The sequence below is a fragment of the Nonomuraea sp. NPDC001636 genome (assembly GCF_040298265.1).
Classification (GTDB): Bacteria; Actinomycetota; Actinomycetes; order Streptosporangiales; family Streptosporangiaceae; genus Nonomuraea.
The window spans coordinates 96,377-113,695 of sequence record NZ_JBEOZT010000032.1 but is presented as its reverse complement, the minus strand read 5'-3'; the positions used below and the strand labels follow the sequence as shown (position 1 = coordinate 113,695).

Annotated in this window: 16 protein-coding genes; 12 read left to right on the top strand and 4 right to left on the bottom strand. The window is 73.3% G+C overall.

The genetic code is table 11. The features are described from left to right. Positions 1 to 128 precede the first annotated feature (128 nt). Positions 129 to 1,154, bottom strand: a complete 1,026-nt coding sequence (locus ABT158_RS42340; protein WP_352363555.1) for an EAL domain-containing protein — start codon at positions 1,152 to 1,154, stop codon at positions 129 to 131. 119 nt (positions 1,155 to 1,273) lie between these two features. Here ABT158_RS42340 and ABT158_RS42335 point away from each other — a divergent pair, with 119 nt between their 5' ends. After that, positions 1,274 to 1,927 carry an acVLRF1 family peptidyl-tRNA hydrolase gene (locus tag ABT158_RS42335; protein WP_352363553.1) on the top strand — a complete coding sequence of 218 codons (654 nt, stop codon included), beginning with the start codon at positions 1,274 to 1,276 and terminating at the stop codon, positions 1,925 to 1,927. Between the two features lie 23 nt (positions 1,928 to 1,950). On the opposite strand, the gene ABT158_RS42330 is transcribed toward ABT158_RS42335, so the two are convergent. Next, on the bottom strand, positions 1,951 to 2,775 hold the full coding sequence (locus tag ABT158_RS42330) for an NmrA family NAD(P)-binding protein (RefSeq protein WP_352363551.1): 825 nt from the start codon (positions 2,773 to 2,775) through the stop codon (positions 1,951 to 1,953). 86 nt (positions 2,776 to 2,861) lie between these two features. Between ABT158_RS42330 and ABT158_RS42325 the strand changes: the two genes are divergently transcribed. From ABT158_RS42325 to ABT158_RS42305, 5 genes are all read left to right on the top strand, one after another. Next, the gene (locus tag ABT158_RS42325; RefSeq protein ID WP_352363549.1) at positions 2,862 to 3,440 is read left to right on the top strand and encodes a TetR/AcrR family transcriptional regulator; all 579 of its coding nucleotides are present in this window, start codon (positions 2,862 to 2,864) and stop codon (positions 3,438 to 3,440) included. 157 nt (positions 3,441 to 3,597) lie between these two features. Beyond that, positions 3,598 to 5,196 (top strand): ABC-F family ATP-binding cassette domain-containing protein, encoded by a 1,599-nt coding sequence (locus ABT158_RS42320; RefSeq protein ID WP_352363547.1) that lies wholly within the window; start codon positions 3,598 to 3,600, stop codon positions 5,194 to 5,196. A 113-nt stretch (positions 5,197 to 5,309) separates the two neighbouring features. Further along, positions 5,310 to 5,525 carry a helix-turn-helix domain-containing protein gene (locus tag ABT158_RS42315; RefSeq protein WP_352363545.1) on the top strand — a complete coding sequence of 72 codons (216 nt, stop codon included), beginning with the start codon at positions 5,310 to 5,312 and terminating at the stop codon, positions 5,523 to 5,525. A gap of 145 nt (positions 5,526 to 5,670) precedes the next feature. Beyond that, positions 5,671 to 6,498: an enoyl-CoA hydratase/isomerase family protein gene (locus ABT158_RS42310; protein WP_352363543.1), complete on the top strand. Its 828-nt coding sequence runs from the start codon at positions 5,671 to 5,673 to the stop codon at positions 6,496 to 6,498. 103 nt (positions 6,499 to 6,601) lie between these two features. After that, on the top strand, positions 6,602 to 8,491 hold the full coding sequence (locus ABT158_RS42305; protein WP_352363541.1) for an ABC transporter ATP-binding protein: 1,890 nt from the start codon (positions 6,602 to 6,604) through the stop codon (positions 8,489 to 8,491). On the opposite strand, the gene ABT158_RS42300 is transcribed toward ABT158_RS42305, so the two are convergent. Next, positions 8,463 to 9,347, bottom strand: coding sequence for a sulfotransferase family protein (locus ABT158_RS42300; protein WP_352363540.1), 885 nt, complete (start codon positions 9,345 to 9,347; stop codon positions 8,463 to 8,465). The genes ABT158_RS42305 and ABT158_RS42300 overlap by 29 nt on opposite strands. Positions 9,348 to 9,448: 101 nt before the next feature. Here ABT158_RS42300 and ABT158_RS42295 point away from each other — a divergent pair, with 101 nt between their 5' ends. Continuing rightward, complete coding sequence (locus tag ABT158_RS42295) at positions 9,449 to 10,342, top strand: S66 peptidase family protein (RefSeq protein WP_352363538.1); 894 nt, start codon at positions 9,449 to 9,451, stop codon at positions 10,340 to 10,342. 41 nt (positions 10,343 to 10,383) lie between these two features. Further along, complete coding sequence (locus ABT158_RS42290; protein WP_352363536.1) at positions 10,384 to 11,259, top strand: hypothetical protein; 876 nt, start codon at positions 10,384 to 10,386, stop codon at positions 11,257 to 11,259. A 24-nt stretch (positions 11,260 to 11,283) separates the two neighbouring features. Here the strand turns inward: ABT158_RS42290 and ABT158_RS42285 are convergent, their stop codons facing one another. Beyond that, positions 11,284 to 14,100, bottom strand: coding sequence for an AfsR/SARP family transcriptional regulator (locus ABT158_RS42285; protein ID WP_352363534.1), 2,817 nt, complete (start codon positions 14,098 to 14,100; stop codon positions 11,284 to 11,286). A 168-nt stretch (positions 14,101 to 14,268) separates the two neighbouring features. Between ABT158_RS42285 and ABT158_RS42280 the strand changes: the two genes are divergently transcribed. From ABT158_RS42280 to ABT158_RS42265, 4 genes are all read left to right on the top strand, one after another. After that, the gene (locus tag ABT158_RS42280) at positions 14,269 to 14,439 is read left to right on the top strand and encodes a hypothetical protein (protein WP_352363532.1); all 171 of its coding nucleotides are present in this window, start codon (positions 14,269 to 14,271) and stop codon (positions 14,437 to 14,439) included. A gap of 98 nt (positions 14,440 to 14,537) precedes the next feature. Next, positions 14,538 to 15,056, top strand: a complete 519-nt coding sequence (locus tag ABT158_RS42275; protein WP_352363530.1) for a TlpA family protein disulfide reductase — start codon at positions 14,538 to 14,540, stop codon at positions 15,054 to 15,056. Continuing rightward, positions 15,049 to 16,887, top strand: coding sequence for an ABC transporter ATP-binding protein (locus tag ABT158_RS42270; protein ID WP_352363528.1), 1,839 nt, complete (start codon positions 15,049 to 15,051; stop codon positions 16,885 to 16,887). The genes ABT158_RS42275 and ABT158_RS42270 overlap by 8 nt, the downstream gene beginning before the upstream one ends. After that, entirely contained in the window at positions 16,884 to 17,297 is a 414-nt protein-coding gene (locus tag ABT158_RS42265; protein WP_352363526.1) for a S26 family signal peptidase, read from the top strand. The genes ABT158_RS42270 and ABT158_RS42265 overlap by 4 nt, the downstream gene beginning before the upstream one ends. Positions 17,298 to 17,319 lie beyond the last annotated feature (22 nt).

The following is a 17,319-nucleotide window of genomic DNA, read 5'->3' as shown; positions in this document are numbered from 1 at the left end:
CAACCCGCTACGACAAGCTCGCCGTACGCTACGAAGCCGTCATCGTCATCGCCGCGATCAACCAGTGGCTCAACGCCTTATGAAACGGGACCTAGCCGGACCTCAGGTCCGCATCTCAGGTCCGCATCTCAGGTCCGCATGGCGGCGATCTGGCGGATCAGGTCCGACACCCGGACGATGCCCAGGCAGCGGTTGAGCTCGTCGGTGACCACCAGGTCGTCGTAGATGCGGGCGGCGTCCCGGCCGGCGGCCTGCATGGCGGCGATGGCGGGGGTCGTCCTCGGGACCGTGCGCGGCGGGTCGGCCAGGCGCTGGGCGGGCTTGGCGCCGTGCAGGGCGTGCCCGTACCGGGCGGCGAAGGACAGCAGGAAGCGGCTGCGGTCGAGGCTGCCCTTGGGGCGCTGGTACTCGTCCACCAGGATCACGCTGGTGATCGTGGGCTCGTGCCCGAACGCGGCCACGACCTCCTCCGCCTTGGCCCCGGCCGGCAGCGTCACCGCCGGGAGCAGCAGCTCCTGCACCCGCGGGCCGAGCATCAGCGTGTCCGGCGACTCGTCGGCCACCGGGAGCGGCACCCGGATCTTGCCGTCGGGGCCGGGCGCCAGCAGCGGGCCGTGGGCCAGGCGCACGCCCAGGCCGCGGGCCACCGCCACCTGCCCCTCGCGCTCGACGCCCGGGGCCAGCACGTGCGCGCCGATCCCGCGGGCCAGCGTCACCACCGCGCGCGCCACCGCCGCCGCCCGGTGGTCGCCCGGCAACCTGGTCACCAGCTCCTCGTCCAGCGCCAGCAGGTACGGCGCGGAGTCGGTGACGACGTCCAGCGCCGGGCCGCCCGCGCCCACGTCGGCGAAGCCCAGCAGGTAGCCGATCGTGCGCAGCCCGTCGAGGCCGACCTTCAGCAGGCGGCGGTCCTGCTCCTGGCACGTTCCGTTGAGCATCAGGATCGCCTCACGAGGATGCCTGCCCGCCCGCCGCAGGGCCTCGTGGAGCGGCGCCAGCGCCCCGGCGCCCGAGAGCACCACGTGCAGGGGCAGGGGCAGCACCATGGGCAGCGGAGCCGCCCGCAGAACGCCCGCCGGGTCGACGACGGCGGGCTGCGCGATGACGGCCCCGTTGTCGAGATCCACTACGGGGCTGGTGAGCAGGGAGGACACGTTCAGATGATCCGACCGGCACGGTTACGGCAGAAGCCCCCCGAAACGAAGTTCACCGACATTTCCGCTATAGTTCCCCCCTTCTCATGAAGGGAATGGCGTTCGGTTACCCTTCCCGCATGAGCGCGCGTCCGGCCAGAGGCGGCGGCCGCTGGGTCACGGTGCCGCCCGAGCGCGTGCACCCCTGGATCGACGGGTTCGCCGGCCGCCACGGCCCCTTCGAGGCCGCCGGCGACGACCGCGTGGTCCGCCTGACCGCCGCCGACGGCGCGCTGGCCGAGCTGCACGTGCCGTTCCCGCCCATGACCCCCGGCCCGCCGCACGTGACCAGGCTGGTCGCGCACGCGCAGGCCGCGCGGCGGGTGGGCGTGCTGCTGGTCCGGCTCGGCGGGTACGCGGCCGGGGTGTTCCACGGCGCCGAGCTGCTGGACTCCAAGGTCGGCTCCCGGCTGGTGCAGGGACGTACCGCGGCCGGCGGGTGGTCGCAGCAGCGCTTCGCCAGGAGGCGGCAGAAGCAGGCGGCCCAGGCGTTCGACAGCGCGGCGGAGACGGCGGCGCGGGTGCTGGTGCCGCGGCTCGGGGAGCTGGAGGCGGTGGTGCTCGGCGGTGACCGGCGGGCGGTCGACGCGCTGCGCGGCGACCGGCGGCTCGCGCCGGTGTTCGCGCTGGAGAGCGAGCCGTTCCTGGTGGTGCCCGACCCGAGGCTCGCGGTCCTGCGCGACGCGCCCGCCCGGTTCCGGGCCGTCCTGATCCGGGTGGTCGACCCGTCCTGAGCCCTGAGGGTGCGATCAGGCGGTCAGGACGCCGGGAGGAAGGCGTCGGCGTGGTCGGCGACGAAGGCGGCCAGGGTGCGGGGCGGGCGGCCGGTGACGTCCTCGACGGTCGTGGTGATCTCCGCCCAGCCGGTCCGGCTCAGCGTCGCCTGCGTGGTGGCCAGTTCGGTGGCGAACGGCTCCGGGATCCCCTGACCGGCCAGCCGCGCGGCCATCTCGGGCACCGGCAGGTCCACGTAGGAGACGGGACGCCCGAGCACGCGGGTCATCGTCGCCGCGATCTCCTCGTGGGTGGGCGACTCGGGCCCGGTCAGCAGGTACGAGCCCGACGCGCCCACCGGCCGGGTCAGCAGGGCGGCGGCCACCGCGGCGATGTCCCTGGCGTCGATGTAGTTCATCCCGCCGGTGCCCCAGGAGCCGTGGAAGCGGTCGCCGCGCACCTCGCCGAGCAGGTTCTGCATGAACCCGGTCGGCTGCAGGACGGCGTGCGGCACCCCGGAGGCCCGCAGGTGCTCGTCGACCTCGCCGTGGGGCCCGGCGCTGAGCGCGGCGCCGGGGGCGGCGTCGCGGACCGAGACCTCGACGATCTGCGCCACGCCCGCCTCGGCGGCCAGGTCGATGACCTCGTTGAGCCGCTCGGCGAACCCGGGGAACGGCGAGCTGTTGAGGAACAGCCGGTCGCCGGGGGACAGCAGCCGGCCGATCGTCTCCGGCCGGGTGAAGTCCCCGACGGCGTGCGGTACGCCGAGGTCGGCGGGCGTACGCGACACCGCGAGCACGTCCTGGCCGGCGAGCTGGGCGACCAGGGCCCGGCCGATGGAACCGGTCGCGCCGGTGATCACGATCATGATGGCCTCCTAAGTGGAATCTCTTCGTCCGCTTGCTCGGACGGTACACTAAGCGGAAACAGTTCGTCCACTTAGGAGGTCGGGACGTGCGCGCGGACGCCAGAAGGAACCTGGTCAAGATCCTCGACGCGGCCGCCCGGGTGATGGCCGAGCGCGGCGTCAACGCGCCCATGGAGCTCATCGCGCGGCAGGCCGGCGTCGGCGTCGGCACCCTCTATCGCCGCTTCCCCGACCGCGACGCGCTCATCGCCGCGCTGGGCGAGCATTACGTCCAGTCGCTGGCCGAGGCCCTGGAGCACGCCGTCGACGCCGAGCGGGACGCCTGGAGCGCGCTGCGCGGCTTCGTGCTGTGGGCCGCCGCCCCGGGTCGCGTCGCGCTGGCCGCCGCGCTGGCCCACCTGCCGCAGGAGGCCATCGCGGGCACGGCGGAGTTCGCCGAGAGCAAGGAACGCTGGGTGGGGCTGCTCCAGGGGCTCGTCCGCCGGGCCCAGGCCGAGGGCGGCATGCGTCCCGACGTGACCTGGGAGGACGTCGTCAGCCTGCTCAACGTCTTCACCTGCCACCCCGACGGGCTGCCCGGCCCCGTGGCCGCCCGTCCGGAGAAGTACCTGCACCTCATGCTCGACGGGATGGCCGCCGGCGCCGCGACCGCGCTGCCGGTCTGACGACCCCTGTCCCACGCGTACCGGAGGGCACCTGGAGCCCCTATAAGCAGAGGTAGTGCCTGGCACGGGGGCCCTACACTGATCTGTATGCATACTCCCGATTGACCGGCGGTCGCACGCCCAATCCTCGTTTCCTAGCTCGGGAGTGTCCGCCAATATGATCATCGCCAGTGACATCGAGCTGCGCGCGGGCGCGCGCCTGCTCATCGAGAACGCCTCCTTCCGGGTCAACCCCGGCGACAAGATAGGGCTGGTCGGCCGCAACGGCGCGGGCAAGACCACCCTGACCAAGGTGCTCGCGGGGGAGGCGCTGCCCGCCGCGGGCTCGGTCACCTCCTCAGGCAGCATCGGCTACCTGCCCCAGGACCCCCGTACGGGCGACCTACAGGTGCTGGCCCGCGACCGCATCCTGTCCGCGCGCGGCCTCGACGAGGTCCTGCGCAAGCTGCGCGAGGCCGAGGTCGGCATGTCCTCCGCCGACGAGCGCACCCGCGAGAAGGCCGTCAGGCAGTACGGCAGGCTCGAAGACCAGATGCACGTGCTCGGCGGCTACGCGGCCGAGTCCGAGGCCGCCTCCATCGCCTCCAGCCTCGGCCTGCCCGACCGGGTCCTCGGGCAGACGTTGCAAACGCTTTCCGGCGGTCAGCGGCGCCGCGTGGAATTGGCGCGAATTCTTTTCAGCGGAGCGGAAACTCTCCTTCTCGACGAGCCGACAAACCACCTAGATGCGGACTCAATCGGGTGGCTTCGTGATTTTTTGCGCTCTCATCAAGGTGGCTTGGTGATCATCAGTCACGACGTCGGCCTTCTTGAAGCCACGGTCAACAAGGTCCTCCACCTCGACGCCAACCGCTCGGTGATCGACCACTACAACGTCGGCTGGACGGCCTACCTGGCCCAGCGCGAGACCGACGAGAAGCGCAGGAAGCGCGAGCGCGCCAACGCCGAGAAGCAGGCGGGCGCGCTGCTGGCCCAGGCCGACAAGATGCGCGCCAAGGCCACCAAGGCCAAGGCGGCCCAGGACATGATGCGCCGCGCCCACCGCCTGCTGGCCGGCACCGAGGAGGAGCGCCAGAGCGACAAGGTCGCCCGGCTGCGCTTCCCCGAGCCGCTGCCGTGCGGCCGCACGCCGCTGATGGCCGAGGGCCTGTCGAAGTCCTACGGCTCCCTGGAGGTGTTCACCGACGTCAACGTGGCCATCGACCGAGGTCACAGGGTCGTCATCCTCGGCCTCAACGGCGCCGGCAAGACCACGCTGCTGCGCATTCTCGGCGGCATCGAGTCCCCCGACACCGGCGAGCTGCGGCCCGGCCACGGCCTGAAGGTCGGCTACTACGCCCAGGAACACGAGACCCTCGACCCCTCCCGCACGCTCCTGGAGAACATGCGCTCGGCGGGCGGCGAGTTCACCGACACCGAGCTGCGCAAGGTCCTCGGCTCGTTCCTGTTCTCCGGCGACGACGTCGACAAGCCCGCCGGTGTCCTGTCCGGCGGCGAGAAGACCCGGCTCGCGCTGGCGATCCTGGTGCTGTCGAGCGCCAACGTCCTGCTGCTCGACGAGCCCACGAACAACCTCGATCCGGTCAGCCGTGAGCAGGTTCTCAACGCTCTGAGGTCGTATTCAGGAGCAATCGTCCTCGTCACCCATGACGAGGGTGCCGTTGACGCCTTGTCACCGGATAGGGTGATCTTGCTGCCTGACGGAACTGAAGACGCGTGGAGCGACGAATTTTCCGATCTTGTGGCACTTGCCTGATCTTAATTTGAGTGGGTACGGATCTTTTCCCGTGGAGTAGGTAGCCGATCCCGCTGAAATGACTGATCATGGCGGAGTAACGCTGCGGAAGTCCGGCACTACAGGAGGTACTCGTGGCCGAGACACTGAAGAAGGGCACCCGGGTCACCGGGGCCGACCGGGAAAAACTGGCCGGCGATCTCAAGAAGCGCTACGCACAGGGCGAGAGCATCCGCGCCCTGGCCGCTTCGACCGGTCGGTCTTACGGGTTCATCCACCGCATCCTTAGCGAGTCCGGTGTGACTCTGCGCGGGCGCGGCGGGGCGACTCGAGGCAAGACCAAGCGCTGACGGCTGCCTCGGAACGTGCGACCGCAGCCGCCCGTCCCTAGTCAGCCGCTGTCGCGCCCGAGCCAGAATCATATTCTGTAAGCTCGGGCGCGACGGTCAGCCTTGGTGGCGCACCCCGTGCGCGACCGGACACAGGGAGCAGGCGATGGCGGAAGCACAGGCACCACAGCGCGGGGGGAACGCGGAGGACGTCTCTGCCGAAAGGCTGGCGGAGATCGGGCTTCGCTATGAGGTGGACGGTGAGATAGCGACGATCACGCTGGACCGGCCGGAAAAGCGCAACGCCCAGACGTTCGCGACATGGTCGGCGTTGGCTCGCATCGGGGAGAGCCTTCCCGAACAGGTGCGCGTCGTCGTCGTGAAAGGTGAGGGACCGTCCTTCTCGGCAGGAATCGACCTGCGGATGTTCACACCGGAGGGAGTGCCCGGACAGGGCTCGTTCAGCTCGGCCGCCGCAACCGACGGCGAGACCTTCGAGCAGCGCATACGTCAGGCACAGGACGGTTTCCTGTGGCTGCGCCGCCCGGAGATCGTCTCCATCGCCGCCGTGCAGGGCCACGCGATCGGCGCGGGGTTCCAGCTCGCGCTCGCCTGTGACCTGCGCATCGTGGCCGACGACGTCACCTTCTGCATGAAAGAGCCCGCACTGGGCCTGGTCCCGGATCTGACGGGGACCAAACCGCTGGTCGAGCTGGTCGGACTGGCCAAGGCGATCGACATCTGCCTGACCGCCAGGAACGTGTACGCCGAGGAGGCCATGCGCATCGGCCTCGCGGAGCAGGTGGTCGCCGGGGGCGACCTGGACAAGACCGTACAGAACAAGATCGCGGAGCTGCTGTCGACGAACCGGGACGCGGCGGTGGCGACGAAGCGCCTCCTCCAGGGGGCGCGGGCGCGCACCCTGGAGGAGCAGAGCGCGGCCGAGGGCAGGGAGCAGGCCAAGCGCATCAAAGCCCTGTTCGGCCCGCGTTAGGACGGCCGGCCGGAGGCGGGGCTCCGGTTCGCCGTGAGCGGATCGCGGAATCGCCGGAGGTCCTCGCGACGCTGAATCCGGGGGAGGAGGAGGGATCCCCCGTATGGCGATGATGGGAGGGGGCTTCGGCCCTCAGGTCTGGATGTCACTGCGCCGCGACGGCTCGGTGACCAAGCAGCGCATCGCGCCGGGCACGGTCCGGCGCATCGGCCGGCACGCGCGCCCGCACCTCAGGAAGATCGCGGCGTTCCTGCTGCTCGTGGTGGCCGGGGCGGTGATCGTGGTGGCCAACCCGCTCTTGATGAAGGCGATCATCGACGACGGCATCCTGACCGGCCGCACCGACGTGGTGATCGGCCTGGCCGTGGCCATCGCCGCGCTCGCCGTCCTCGACGCCGCGCTGACGCTGGCGCAGCGCTGGTTCTCCGCGCGCATCGGCGAGGGGCTCATCTACGACCTGCGCACCGAGGTCTTCGACCACGTGCAGCGCATGCCGGTGGCCTTCTTCATGCGGGCCCAGACCGGCGCGCTGGTCAGCCGGCTCAACAGCGACGTGATCGGCGCCCAGCGCGCGCTGACCAGCACGCTGTCGTCCGTGGTGTCCAACGTGGTCAGCCTGGTCCTGGTGCTGGGCGCGATGCTGGCGCTGTCGTGGCAGGTCACGCTGGTCGCGCTGGTGCTGCTGCCGATCTTCATCGTGCCCGCCAAGTACGTCGGCCGGCGCATGTCCGCGCTGACCCGCGAGCAGATGCAGCTCGACGCCGAGATGAGCTCGGTCACCACCGAGCGCTTCAACGTGGCCGGCGCCATGGTCGCCAAGCTCTACGGCCGGCCCGAGGACGACGCGGCCACCTACGCCGCCCGGGCCGGGCGCGTCCGCGACGTCGGCGTGACCGTCGGCATGTACGGCACGGTCTTCCGGGTGGCACTCGGCCTGGTCGCCGCCCTGGCCACCGCGCTGGTCTACGGCATCGGCGGCGTGCTCGCCGTCGGCGGCGCCTTCGAGCTGGGCACGCTGGTGGCCCTGACCGCCCTGCTGATGCGCCTGTACGGCCCGCTGACGTCCCTGTCCAACGTGCACGTCGACGTGATGACGGCGCTGGTCAGCTTCGACCGCGTCTTCGAGATCCTCGACCTCAAGCCGATGGTCGCCCAGCGGCCCGGCGCGCGTCCGGTGCCCGAGGGCCCGGTCACCATCGAGTTCGACGACGTGCGCTTCCGCTACCCGGCGGCCGAGGAGGTCTCGCTGGCGTCCCTGGAGTCGGTGGCCCGCCAGGACTCCGGGGGCCCGTCGCAGGAGGTGCTGAAGGGCGTCTCCTTCACCGCCCGGCCCGGCGAGATGATCGCGCTGGTCGGCCACTCCGGCGCGGGCAAGACCACCATCACCTCCCTGGTCTCCCGGCTCTACGACGTCAACGAGGGGGCCGTCCGGATCAACGGGCTCGACGTGCGCGAGGCCACGCTCGACTCGCTGCGCGACACCGTCGGCGTCGTCATGCAGGACGCCCACCTGTTCCACGACACGATCGAGGCCAACCTCCGCTACGCCAGGCCCGGAGCGAGCGAGGAGGAGATCCGCGACGCGCTGCGGGCCGCGCAGATCGGCGACCTGGTCGAGGGGCTGCCCGACGGGCTCGACACCGTCGTCGGCGACCGCGGCTACCGGCTGTCCGGCGGCGAGAAGCAGCGGCTGGCGCTGGCCAGGCTGCTGCTGAAGGCGCCGCGCGTGGTCGTGCTCGACGAGGCGACCGCGCACCTCGACTCCGAGTCCGAGGCGGCCGTGCAGCTCGCGCTCAAGACGGCCCTGCACGGCCGTACGTCGCTGGTCATCGCCCACCGGCTGTCCACGATCAGGGAGGCCGACGAGATCCTCGTCGTGCACGACGGGCGCGTGGCCGAGCGCGGCCGGCACGAGGAGCTGCTGGCGCGCGGCGGCCACTACGCCGAGCTCTACCGCACCCAGTTCAGCTCGGGAGATAGCCCAAGCGGGTGAGCTCCTGCCGGGCGACCTTCTCCACCAGCTCCAGGTCGGCCGGCCGCAGCCGGGCCCGCCAGGCGCCGACCTCGGGGGCGCGCGAGCCGTACAGCGCGATCTTGGACACCCGCGTCTCCAGGAACTCGGTGAGCACGGCGAGCGTGTCGGCGGGCTTGAGCGCCAGGTCCTCGTAGCGGACGGTGAGCAGCTGCCGCTCGGGCAGCTCCCGGCGCAGCTCGGCGCTCAGCCGCACGGCGCTGCGCCAGCGCAGCGCCGCCTTGCCCGCCGCGGGCATGCCCTTCCACCGGTCGAGGTGCTCGTCCTTGTTGACGCCGAGGAAGGCGTTGGGGAACTCGGTGCTGTCGGAGAGCATCGCGGGCTTGAACCAGGCCAGGCACGCCGGGTCGCCGAGCATGCCGGCGACGGCGTCCCTGCCGTCCCTGATGAGCTGCACGAACCGGGCGTCGGGGAACGCCTGGAGCAGCACGGGCGCGCTGTAGAGCAGGTCGGGGCTGCCGTCGCCGAACCGCGTCACCTCGCCGGGGTCCACGCACGGCCCGCTGCCGGTCACCCCGCCCGCCTCGCGGCACGGCTCGGCGCACTGCCCGCACGAGCGCGGGGAGACCTGCCAGGACTCGGCCAGCGCGTCCCGCAGCACGCGGACCGCGCCCGACGTGCGGCCGATGGACGGTTTGCGGGCGAAGGCGTACACGACGTGCGCCACGCTCGCGCGGCCGGTCGTGACGTGGAAGCCGGGGGAGCGTTTGAGGGCGCGGGCCAGCAGGTCCGCGCCGGAGTGCGGGGCGCCGAGCAGGAAGACGGGCCTGCGGACCTTGATGCCGTTGACCACGAGGATGTGGGGCGGAAGTCGCATACTGGACCACAAGTGTGACACCGTTTGGCAGGTGAACGAGCCAATCAGCGTTTCGGTGCTTACCCGGGCCCCGGCGCTCCCAGGCGGGCAGGAGTTGACCGATGCAGCAAGGTGACACCGTCGCGATCGTCATGCCGTCGGGGCCGCCCTCACCCGTCCTGTTCCAGCGCGGCGTCGAGCGGTTGGAGGCCCTCGGGCTGAAGGTGGTGGCCGGGGCGCACGCGCTCGACCGCCAGGACCTCGACTACCTGGCCGGCCAGGACGCCGCCCGCGCCGCCGACCTCCAGGCCGCCTGGTGCGACCCGGCCGTGTCGGTGGTGTTCTGCGGCCGGGGCGGCTACGGCGCGGCCCGGCTGCTCGGCCTGCTCGACTGGGACGCCATGCGCGCGGCCGGGCCCAAGGTGCTGGTCGGGTCGAGCGACATCACGGCCCTGCACAACGCCTTCGCGATCGAGCTGGGCGTGCCCACGCTGCACGGCCCGATGACCGCCTGCGACACGATCGCCGCCGAGCAGGGCCCCGAGCCGCTTTCGTGGGAGAGCCTGTGGGCGGCGCTGGCCGGGGAGAGCGCGACCGTGCGGGGCGACCGGGTGCTGGTGCCCGGACGGGCCGAGGGCGTGCTCACCGGGGGCAACCTGTCGCTGCTCGCCTCGATGTGCGGCACCCGGTACCAGCCGTCGTTCGACGGCAAGCTGGTGCTGCTGGAGGACATCGGGGAGGAGCCGTACCGGATCGACCGGATGCTGACGCAACTGCTGCAGGCCGGGGCGTTCGACGGCGTGCGGGGGATCGCGCTCGGGTCGTGGGTGGACTGCGGCGATCCGTACCCGGTGCTGGCCGACCGGCTCGCGCCGCTCGGGGTGCCCGTGGTGGCCGGGCTTCCTGTGGGGCACGGGTCACCACAGATGAGCGTGTGGCTGGGGGAGCTTGGGGTTATCGATACCGAATCGTGCTCCCTGGCTGGTCCGTTCCGCGACGGCGAGCAGGCAAGGTAGGAAGACACCTAAAGGGACGAATCCGACAGAGGGGACGGTGTGTGAGCTTCTTCAGGCGTGACCGGGAGCCCTCCCGCCGGCCGATCGAGGACGTCGACCTCGACTCCCTGCTCGGCCTCGTCGCGGAGTCCCTGGGGTTCGTGTGCGAGTTCGCCCGCGACGGCGCGTCGCTGACCCTGCGCGGCGACGGCGTCGCCGAGCTGGTGGTGCGGCTGACCGGACTGCGCCGCGAGGCCGGGCGCCGGGCCAGGGAGGACTGGCCGGTGCTGGTCTCCGAGCACCTCGCGCACGCCCTGGCCACCGCCGACGAGCGTTACGACGCCTGCGACCTCGACCAGGCCGCGCCCCTGCTGCGCACCCGGGTCGAGGCGGTGGACGAGGTCCCCGACCTGACCCGGGTGGTGGGGCGGCACCTCAACGCCGACCTGGTGGAGCTGCTGACCGTCGGCTCGCGCCTGGTGCGGCCCGAGGAGGCCGGCTGCTGGCCCGTCCCGACGGCTCAGGCGCTCGACCTGGCCGTGGCGAACGTCCGGCGGGCCGAGCGGCTGCAGGTCGAGCGCATCGAGCTGGGCGGCACGCCGGTGACCCGGCTGACCGGCGCCCACCCGTCGGCCGCCACGCACCTGCGCTGGCTCGGCGACCACCTCACGGTGCCCGCCGACGGGGTGCTGGTGGTGCTGCCGGACCCGTACACGGTGCTGGTGCGCCCGGTGGACGGCATCGGGGTGGTGCGCGCCATCGAACGCCTGCGGGTGCACGCGGCCCGCACCGGCGGGCTGAGCGCGCAGGTCTACTGGTGGCACCGTGGACGGCTGACGCTCATCAAGGCCGACATCGTGTTGCAGCAGGGGCAGACGAGGCTGGTGGTGGCCCCGCCGCCGGAGTTCGCCCGCATCCTCGCCCGCCTGGCCGTCTGAGCGCCCTTCCAGGGGTCCGCCTGGTCAGTGGCGGCACAGGACCGCGCAGCGGGTGCGGATCGTCTCGGCCTCAGCGTCGCCGAGCGTCTCGTAGCACTCCACGGCCTGCCGCCAGGCGTTCAGGGCGCGCGCGCGGTCGCCGGCGGCGGCGTGCGTCTCGCCGAGCCGGACCAGCGTCTGGGCGGCAGGGTGCAGGTCGTCGCAGGACAGCAGGAGCGCGGCCGCCCGTTCGTAGCAGGCCACCGCGCCCAGGCGGTCGCCCTTGGCCTCCAGCACGTACGCGATGCTGTCCCACGCGTGGCCCTCGCCCTGGGCGTAGCCGAGGTCGGCCAGGATGCGCTGCGCCCGCCGGCAGTCGGCGTACGCCTGGTCGTACCGGCCGAGCTGGGCACGCCACCAGCCCGCGGTGTTCAGCGCGCGGGCCTGGCCGATGGCATCGCCGCCCTCCTCGAACAGCTCCTGGGCCCGCAGCGCGTGCCGCAGCTCCTCGCCCGGCCGCACCCGGCCGACCGCGACGGCCAGGCCGAGGTGCAGGTGCGCCTCCAGGACCGGCTCGCCGAGGCCCTGGTGCAGCTCGATGGCCCGGTCGAAGTGCTCGACCGCCCGCCGGTCGGAGCCGAGCCTGGCGTGCGCGCGCGCCAGGCCGCTGTGGCATCCGGCCCGCGCCAGCCGGTCGCCGAGCCGCGCGGCGCACTCCAGTGCCACCGTCTGGACGCGCAGGCTCTCCTCCCACAGGCCGCGGCGCTGCATGAACTCGCCGAACCCCCAGGCGAGCTGCCAGGCATGCCGGTCCAGCCCCGCCCGCGCGGCCTCGTCCACCAGCGCGGGCAGCGCCGCCGACTCCGTGGCGTACCAGCTCAGAGCCTCGGCCGGGCCGGCGAAGCGCTCCGGAGTGACGCCGCGGGCGGGCCGCTCCCGCCGGACGCGCTCACGGTAGGGGTAGCAGGCGGCGCTGGCCGCGCAGGCCGAGTGCAGGTAGTGGTCCAGCAGGCGGCGGGTCGCGGCCCCGCGGGCCGCGGGCCGGTCGGTGGCGCGGGCCTGCTCGGCGGCGTAGGCCCGCAGCAGGTCGTGCAGCCTCGGGCGGTCGCGGTCGGACAGCTCGACGAGGTTGGCCCGGTGCAGAAGGTCCACGAGCCTGCGGGTCCGCTCCACGGGCAGGCCGGCCAGGCTCGCGACCGCGGCCGGCGGGAGGTGCGGGGGCGCCTGCCCGAGCAGGCGGAACAGCCGCGCCGCCGCCTGCGGGAGCTCCCGGTAGGACCGGCCGAACACGGCGCGCAGGTCGATCGCCGGATCGGCGTCGGCGAACGGCTCCAGATCGGCGCCCGCGCGTTCCAGATCGGCGGCGATGTCGGCCAGCGGCAGGTCGGACCGGCGTACCGTCCGGGCGGCGACGATGGCCAGGGCCAGCGGCAGCCGGCCGCACCGGTCGATGATCACCTCCGCGGCCTCGGGCTCGGCGGCCAGGCGCGCCTCGCCCACCCGGTTGGCCAGGAGGTGGCGGGACTCGTCGGCGGTGAGGGTGTCCAGGTGCAGCAGGGACGCGCCCGTGGTGACCGACAGCGCGGGCAGCTCCGTCCGGCTGGTGATCAGCGTCAGGCAGCCGGGCGCGGTGGCCAGGAGGGGGGTGACCTGGTCGGCGGCGCGGGCGTCGTCCAGCAGGACGAGCACCCGGCGGGTGGCCAGCAGACTGCGGTAGAGCCCGGTCCGGTCCTCGACGCCCAGCGGGATCCGGGACTCCGGCACGCCGAGCGCGCCCAGGAAGCGGGGCAGCACGGCCGAGGCGTCTGCCGGGTCGAGGGCGCCGAGACGGGCGTAGAGCTGGCCGCCGGGGAACCGGTCGCGGTGGTGGTGCGCCCAGTGCAGCGCCAGCGAGGACTTGCCGACGCCGGGCGGTCCCGAGATCACCCAGACGGCCGCGGAATCGGCCAGGCGCTCCAGCTCGGCCTTGCGGCCCACGAAACCGGCGAGCCGGGCGGGCAACTGCGCGGGAACCGGCGACGCCGTCACACTCGGCGCGTCCCTGCCCGGTGCGTCCCCGTCCGGCGCGTCCCCGCCCGGTGCGTCCCCGTCCGGCGGGTCGGGCCGGGGCTCCGGCGTCGCCTGGCGGTTTGTCCCGCGTGTCCGGCCTGTCGCGCCTGTTCGCAGGAGCTGGTGGTGGAGATCGCGGAGGGCGGCGCCGGGTTCGACGCCCAGCTCCTCGGCCAGGGTGCGGCGTACGCCGGCATAGCGGGCCAGCGCCTCGGCGGTCCGGCCGCCCTCGTGCAGCGCCCCGATGAGCGCGGCGGCCACCAGCTCGTCCAGCGGGTACGCCTCGGCCAGCGGCGACAGTGCCGCGACCGCGGCCCCGGGGTCCTCGGCCGACACCGTACGGGCCCAGCGCAGTACGACCTCCTTGCGCTCCTCCCACAGCCGCCGCCGCACCCGCGCGGTCCATTCGCCCGGCAGCCCCGTCAGCGGGTCGCCGCGCCACAACGCCAGGGCCTCCTCCAGCGGCGGACGGGGATCGGCCGCCGTCGCCGCCTCCTCGGCCAGGGCCCGGAACCGCCGCAGGTCCACGCCCGGTTCGGACACGTCGAGCAGATAGCCGCCGACCCGGCGCAGCACGCGGCCCTCGTCGCCGAGCACCTGCCGGCGCAGCCGGGTGATGATCGTGTGCAGCGTGTTCCGCGCGCCCGGCGGCACCCGCTCGCCCCAGATCCGGGCCAGCAGCGTCTCGACGGGAACGACCCGGCCCACCTCCCAGGCCAGCGCGGTGAGCGCGAGCGCGGCCTGCGGAGGCCGTACCGGTCCGGTCTGATCCGCGCGCTCCAGCTCCACCGGTCCGAGCAACCGAATCATCATGATCTCCGAGCCTAATCAAGGGAGACCGGTTCATCCCGCGTTGTCATGTCTTCGAGACGGCATTGAGAAGTCATTGAGAAATCGCTCAGACGGCCGGGTGAGGCTACCCGGGTCAGTTCGTCCTCCCGCCGGGCCGCGTCCGGCGGGGATCACGGAAGGCAGTGGTACATGCGTACTCTCACCGGACTCTGCGACCGTCTCGTCGCGCGTCTCGTCCCCGAGGTGACCGCGGCGGCGGCCGGCTGCTGGGTCGAGCGCAAGAACGGCCTGTGCCGCCGCTGCTGCGACTACGGCGACAAGGGCGTCAGGTGCAACGGCTGGTCGACGTACTGCCTGTAGGCAGCGCGATCCACCTGTAGGCGCCGCGAGCCGACGCCACGGGCCGGGCTCCGCCGAACGGGGTCCGGCCCGCTGCCCCCGGCGACGAGGAGGTAACAGTGATTCACGCCCTGGCGGCGGCCGTGCTGGTGCTGGCGGTGCTGACCGTGCTCAATCTGATGGTGGGCCTGGGCATCGTCCGCCGGTTGCGGGCGCACGCCGAACGGCTCGACGCCCTGGACGGGTTCGCCGGCGGCCCGCCGCCCTCGCTCGAACCCGGCGACAGGGCCGCGGAGTTCCTGCCGGGGATCGACCTGCCCGCGCGCACGCTGGTCGGCTTCTTCTCCCCGTCCTGCGCGCCGTGCGAGGAACTGGTCCCCCGGTTCGCCGAACTGGCCGCCACGATGCCGCGCGAGCAGGTCGTCGCCGTGATCGCGGGCCTGCCCGGCGAGGCGGAGCCCATGCGCGCACTGCTCGACCCGGTGGCCACGGTCTTCGCCGGCGAGCCCGACGGCGGGCAGCCGGCGCGGGCGTTCAAGGTCGAGGTCTTCCCCAAGGTCTTCCTCGTCGACGACCGCCGTACCGTGCTCGCGGCCGGCCACGACCTGGCCGGCGTGACGGCGGTCGCGCGTGGCTGAGCGGTCCGGGCCGCTCGCGGTCGCCCGGCTGGCCTGGAGCAGCGCGCCGGCCATGGTCGTCGGCTACCTGGCGGCCGCCCTGGCGCAGGCCGCCGTCCCGATCGCCGCGGCATGGTTCACCAAGGCCGTGTTCGACGCGCTGACCGCCCACGGCGGATCGGTGGCGGGCCCGGCGCTATGGCTGGCGGCGAGCGGGCTGGCCGCCGGCGTGCTGCCGAGCCTGTCCGGCTACGCAAACGCCGCCCTGGGCAGGGCCGCCGGACTGCGCGCCACCGACCGGCTGTTCGCCGCCACCGAACGCTTCGCCGGGCTGCGCCACTTCGAGGACCCCGCGTTCCTGGACCGGCTGCGGCTGGCGCAGCAGGCCACCGTCACCTGCCCCACGCTGCTGGGGTCCGCCTTCGACGCCGGCAGGGCCGCGCTGACCGTCACCGGATTCCTCGGCGTGCTGGCCGTGGTCGATCCGTGGCTGGCGGCCGTCGTGCTGGCCTCGCTCGTGCCGGCGCTCGTCGTACAGCTGCGCCTGGCCAGGAGGCAGGTGGCGATGCTCTGGCAGACCAGCCACGCCGAGCGGCGGGAGCTGTTCTACGGCCAGCTCCTGACCAGCGCCGAGGCCGCCAAGGAGGTCCGGCTGTTCGGGATCGGCGGGTTCCTGCGCGGGCGGATGCTGGCCGAACGGGCCCGCATCGACCGCGCCGAGCGCCATCTCGACCTGCGCCGTCTGGCCGCGAACGGCGCGCTCGAACTGCTGGCGGCGCTGGTGGCCGGAGGCGGGCTGGTCTGGGCGGGCGTGGCGGCGGGCGCGGGCCGGATCGGCGTCGGCGACGTGGCGATGTTCATCGGCGCGATGGCCGGCACGCAGGCGGGGCTCAACACGATGGTGCAGATGATCGCGCAGATGGCGCAGAGCCTGCGCCTGTTCGGCCACTACCTCGACGTCGCCGGCACTCCGTCCGACCTGCCCGTGGCGGCGGCCCCGGCGCCGGAGCTGCGGCACGGCATCGAGCTGCGCGACGTGTGGTTCCGCTACGGCGACGAGCATCCGTGGATCCTGCGCGGCGTCAGCCTGTTCATCCCGCGCGGCCACAGCCTCGCCCTGGTCGGCCTGAACGGCGCGGGCAAGAGCACCGTGGTCAAGCTGCTGTGCCGCTTCTACGACCCCACCAGGGGCACGATCCTGTGGGACGGGACCGACCTGCGCCGCCTCGACCCGGCCACCCTGCGCGCCCGTATCGGCGCCGTCTTCCAGGACCACATGGCCTACGACCTGACCGCCGCCGAGAACATCGGCCTGGGGAACCTCGCCAGGTTCGGCCACCGGCCCGCCATCGAGGCCGCGGCCCGGCAGGCCGGCGTGCACGACACGCTCGCCGCCCTCCCGTACGGCTACCGAACCCCGCTGACCAGGCTCTTCATCGGCGACGGCGACGGCGAGGGTGACGGCGAGGGTGACGGCGAGGGTGACGGCGACGGCAGCCGCGGGCCGGCCGGGGTCGAGCTGTCCGGCGGGCAGTGGCAGCGCGTCGCCATCGCCCGCGCGCTGCTGCGCGACGCCCCCGATCTGATGATCCTCGACGAGCCCAGCTCCGGCCTGGACCCCGAGGCGGAGCACGACGTGCACGTCCGGATGCGGGCCGGGCGGGCGGGGCGCACCGGGCTGCTCGTCTCCCACCGGCTCAACACCGTGCGCGACGCCGACCTCATCGTCGTGCTGGAGCAGGGACGGGTGGCCGAGCGGGGACGGCACGAGGAGCTGATGGCCCGGCAGGGCCCCTACGCCCGCCTGTTCACCCTGCAGTCCGCCGGTTACGCCGAGGAGCCGGCCGGATGAGATGCCTGGCGGGGTTCGTGACGGTAGTGGCCGTCGCCGCCCTGGTGTGGGCGCGGCGGCGGTTCCTGTCGGTCCGGGTCGAGGGCGTCAGCATGGAGCCGACGCTGCGGCCGGGACAGCGGCTGCTGGCCCGGCGGGCCGAGGGCACGACCGGCGACATCGTGATCGTGCGCAATCCGCACGCCACCGCCCCCAACCCGCCGCTGCTGGTCAAGCGGCTGGTCGCGGGCGGCGGCGAGCGGCTGCCCGACGTGCTGGGCGGCGGGCTCGTGCCCGCCGGGCGGATCGCCGTCCTCGGGGACAACCCGCGGCGCAGCGTGGACTCGCGGCACTTCGGCCTGCTGCACGCCTCCGACGTGGTGGCCGTCGTCAGGTCCCGGCGGCGGGGGAGCGGCGGCACGCCGGGGTGACGTCGGGACCTCCCGGGCCCGT

Excerpts from the sequence above, each read along its gene's own strand:
- ABT158_RS42335 (WP_352363553.1), top strand. The coding sequence starts at position 1,274 with ATGAGCGCGCGTCCGGCCAGAGGCGGCGGCCGCTGGGTCACGGTGCCG.
- ABT158_RS42330 (WP_352363551.1), bottom strand. The coding sequence starts at position 2,775 with ATGATCGTGATCACCGGCGCGACCGGTTCCATCGGCCGGGCCCTGGTC.
- ABT158_RS42320 (WP_352363547.1), top strand. The coding sequence starts at position 3,598 with ATGATCATCGCCAGTGACATCGAGCTGCGCGCGGGCGCGCGCCTGCTC.
- ABT158_RS42310 (WP_352363543.1), top strand. The coding sequence starts at position 5,671 with ATGGCGGAAGCACAGGCACCACAGCGCGGGGGGAACGCGGAGGACGTC.
- ABT158_RS42305 (WP_352363541.1), top strand. The coding sequence starts at position 6,602 with ATGGCGATGATGGGAGGGGGCTTCGGCCCTCAGGTCTGGATGTCACTG.
- ABT158_RS42300 (WP_352363540.1), bottom strand. The coding sequence starts at position 9,347 with ATGCGACTTCCGCCCCACATCCTCGTGGTCAACGGCATCAAGGTCCGC.
- ABT158_RS42295 (WP_352363538.1), top strand. The coding sequence starts at position 9,449 with ATGCAGCAAGGTGACACCGTCGCGATCGTCATGCCGTCGGGGCCGCCC.
- ABT158_RS42285 (WP_352363534.1), bottom strand. The coding sequence starts at position 14,100 with ATGATGATTCGGTTGCTCGGACCGGTGGAGCTGGAGCGCGCGGATCAG.
- ABT158_RS42280 (WP_352363532.1), top strand. The coding sequence starts at position 14,269 with ATGCGTACTCTCACCGGACTCTGCGACCGTCTCGTCGCGCGTCTCGTC.
- ABT158_RS42265 (WP_352363526.1), top strand. The coding sequence starts at position 16,884 with ATGAGATGCCTGGCGGGGTTCGTGACGGTAGTGGCCGTCGCCGCCCTG.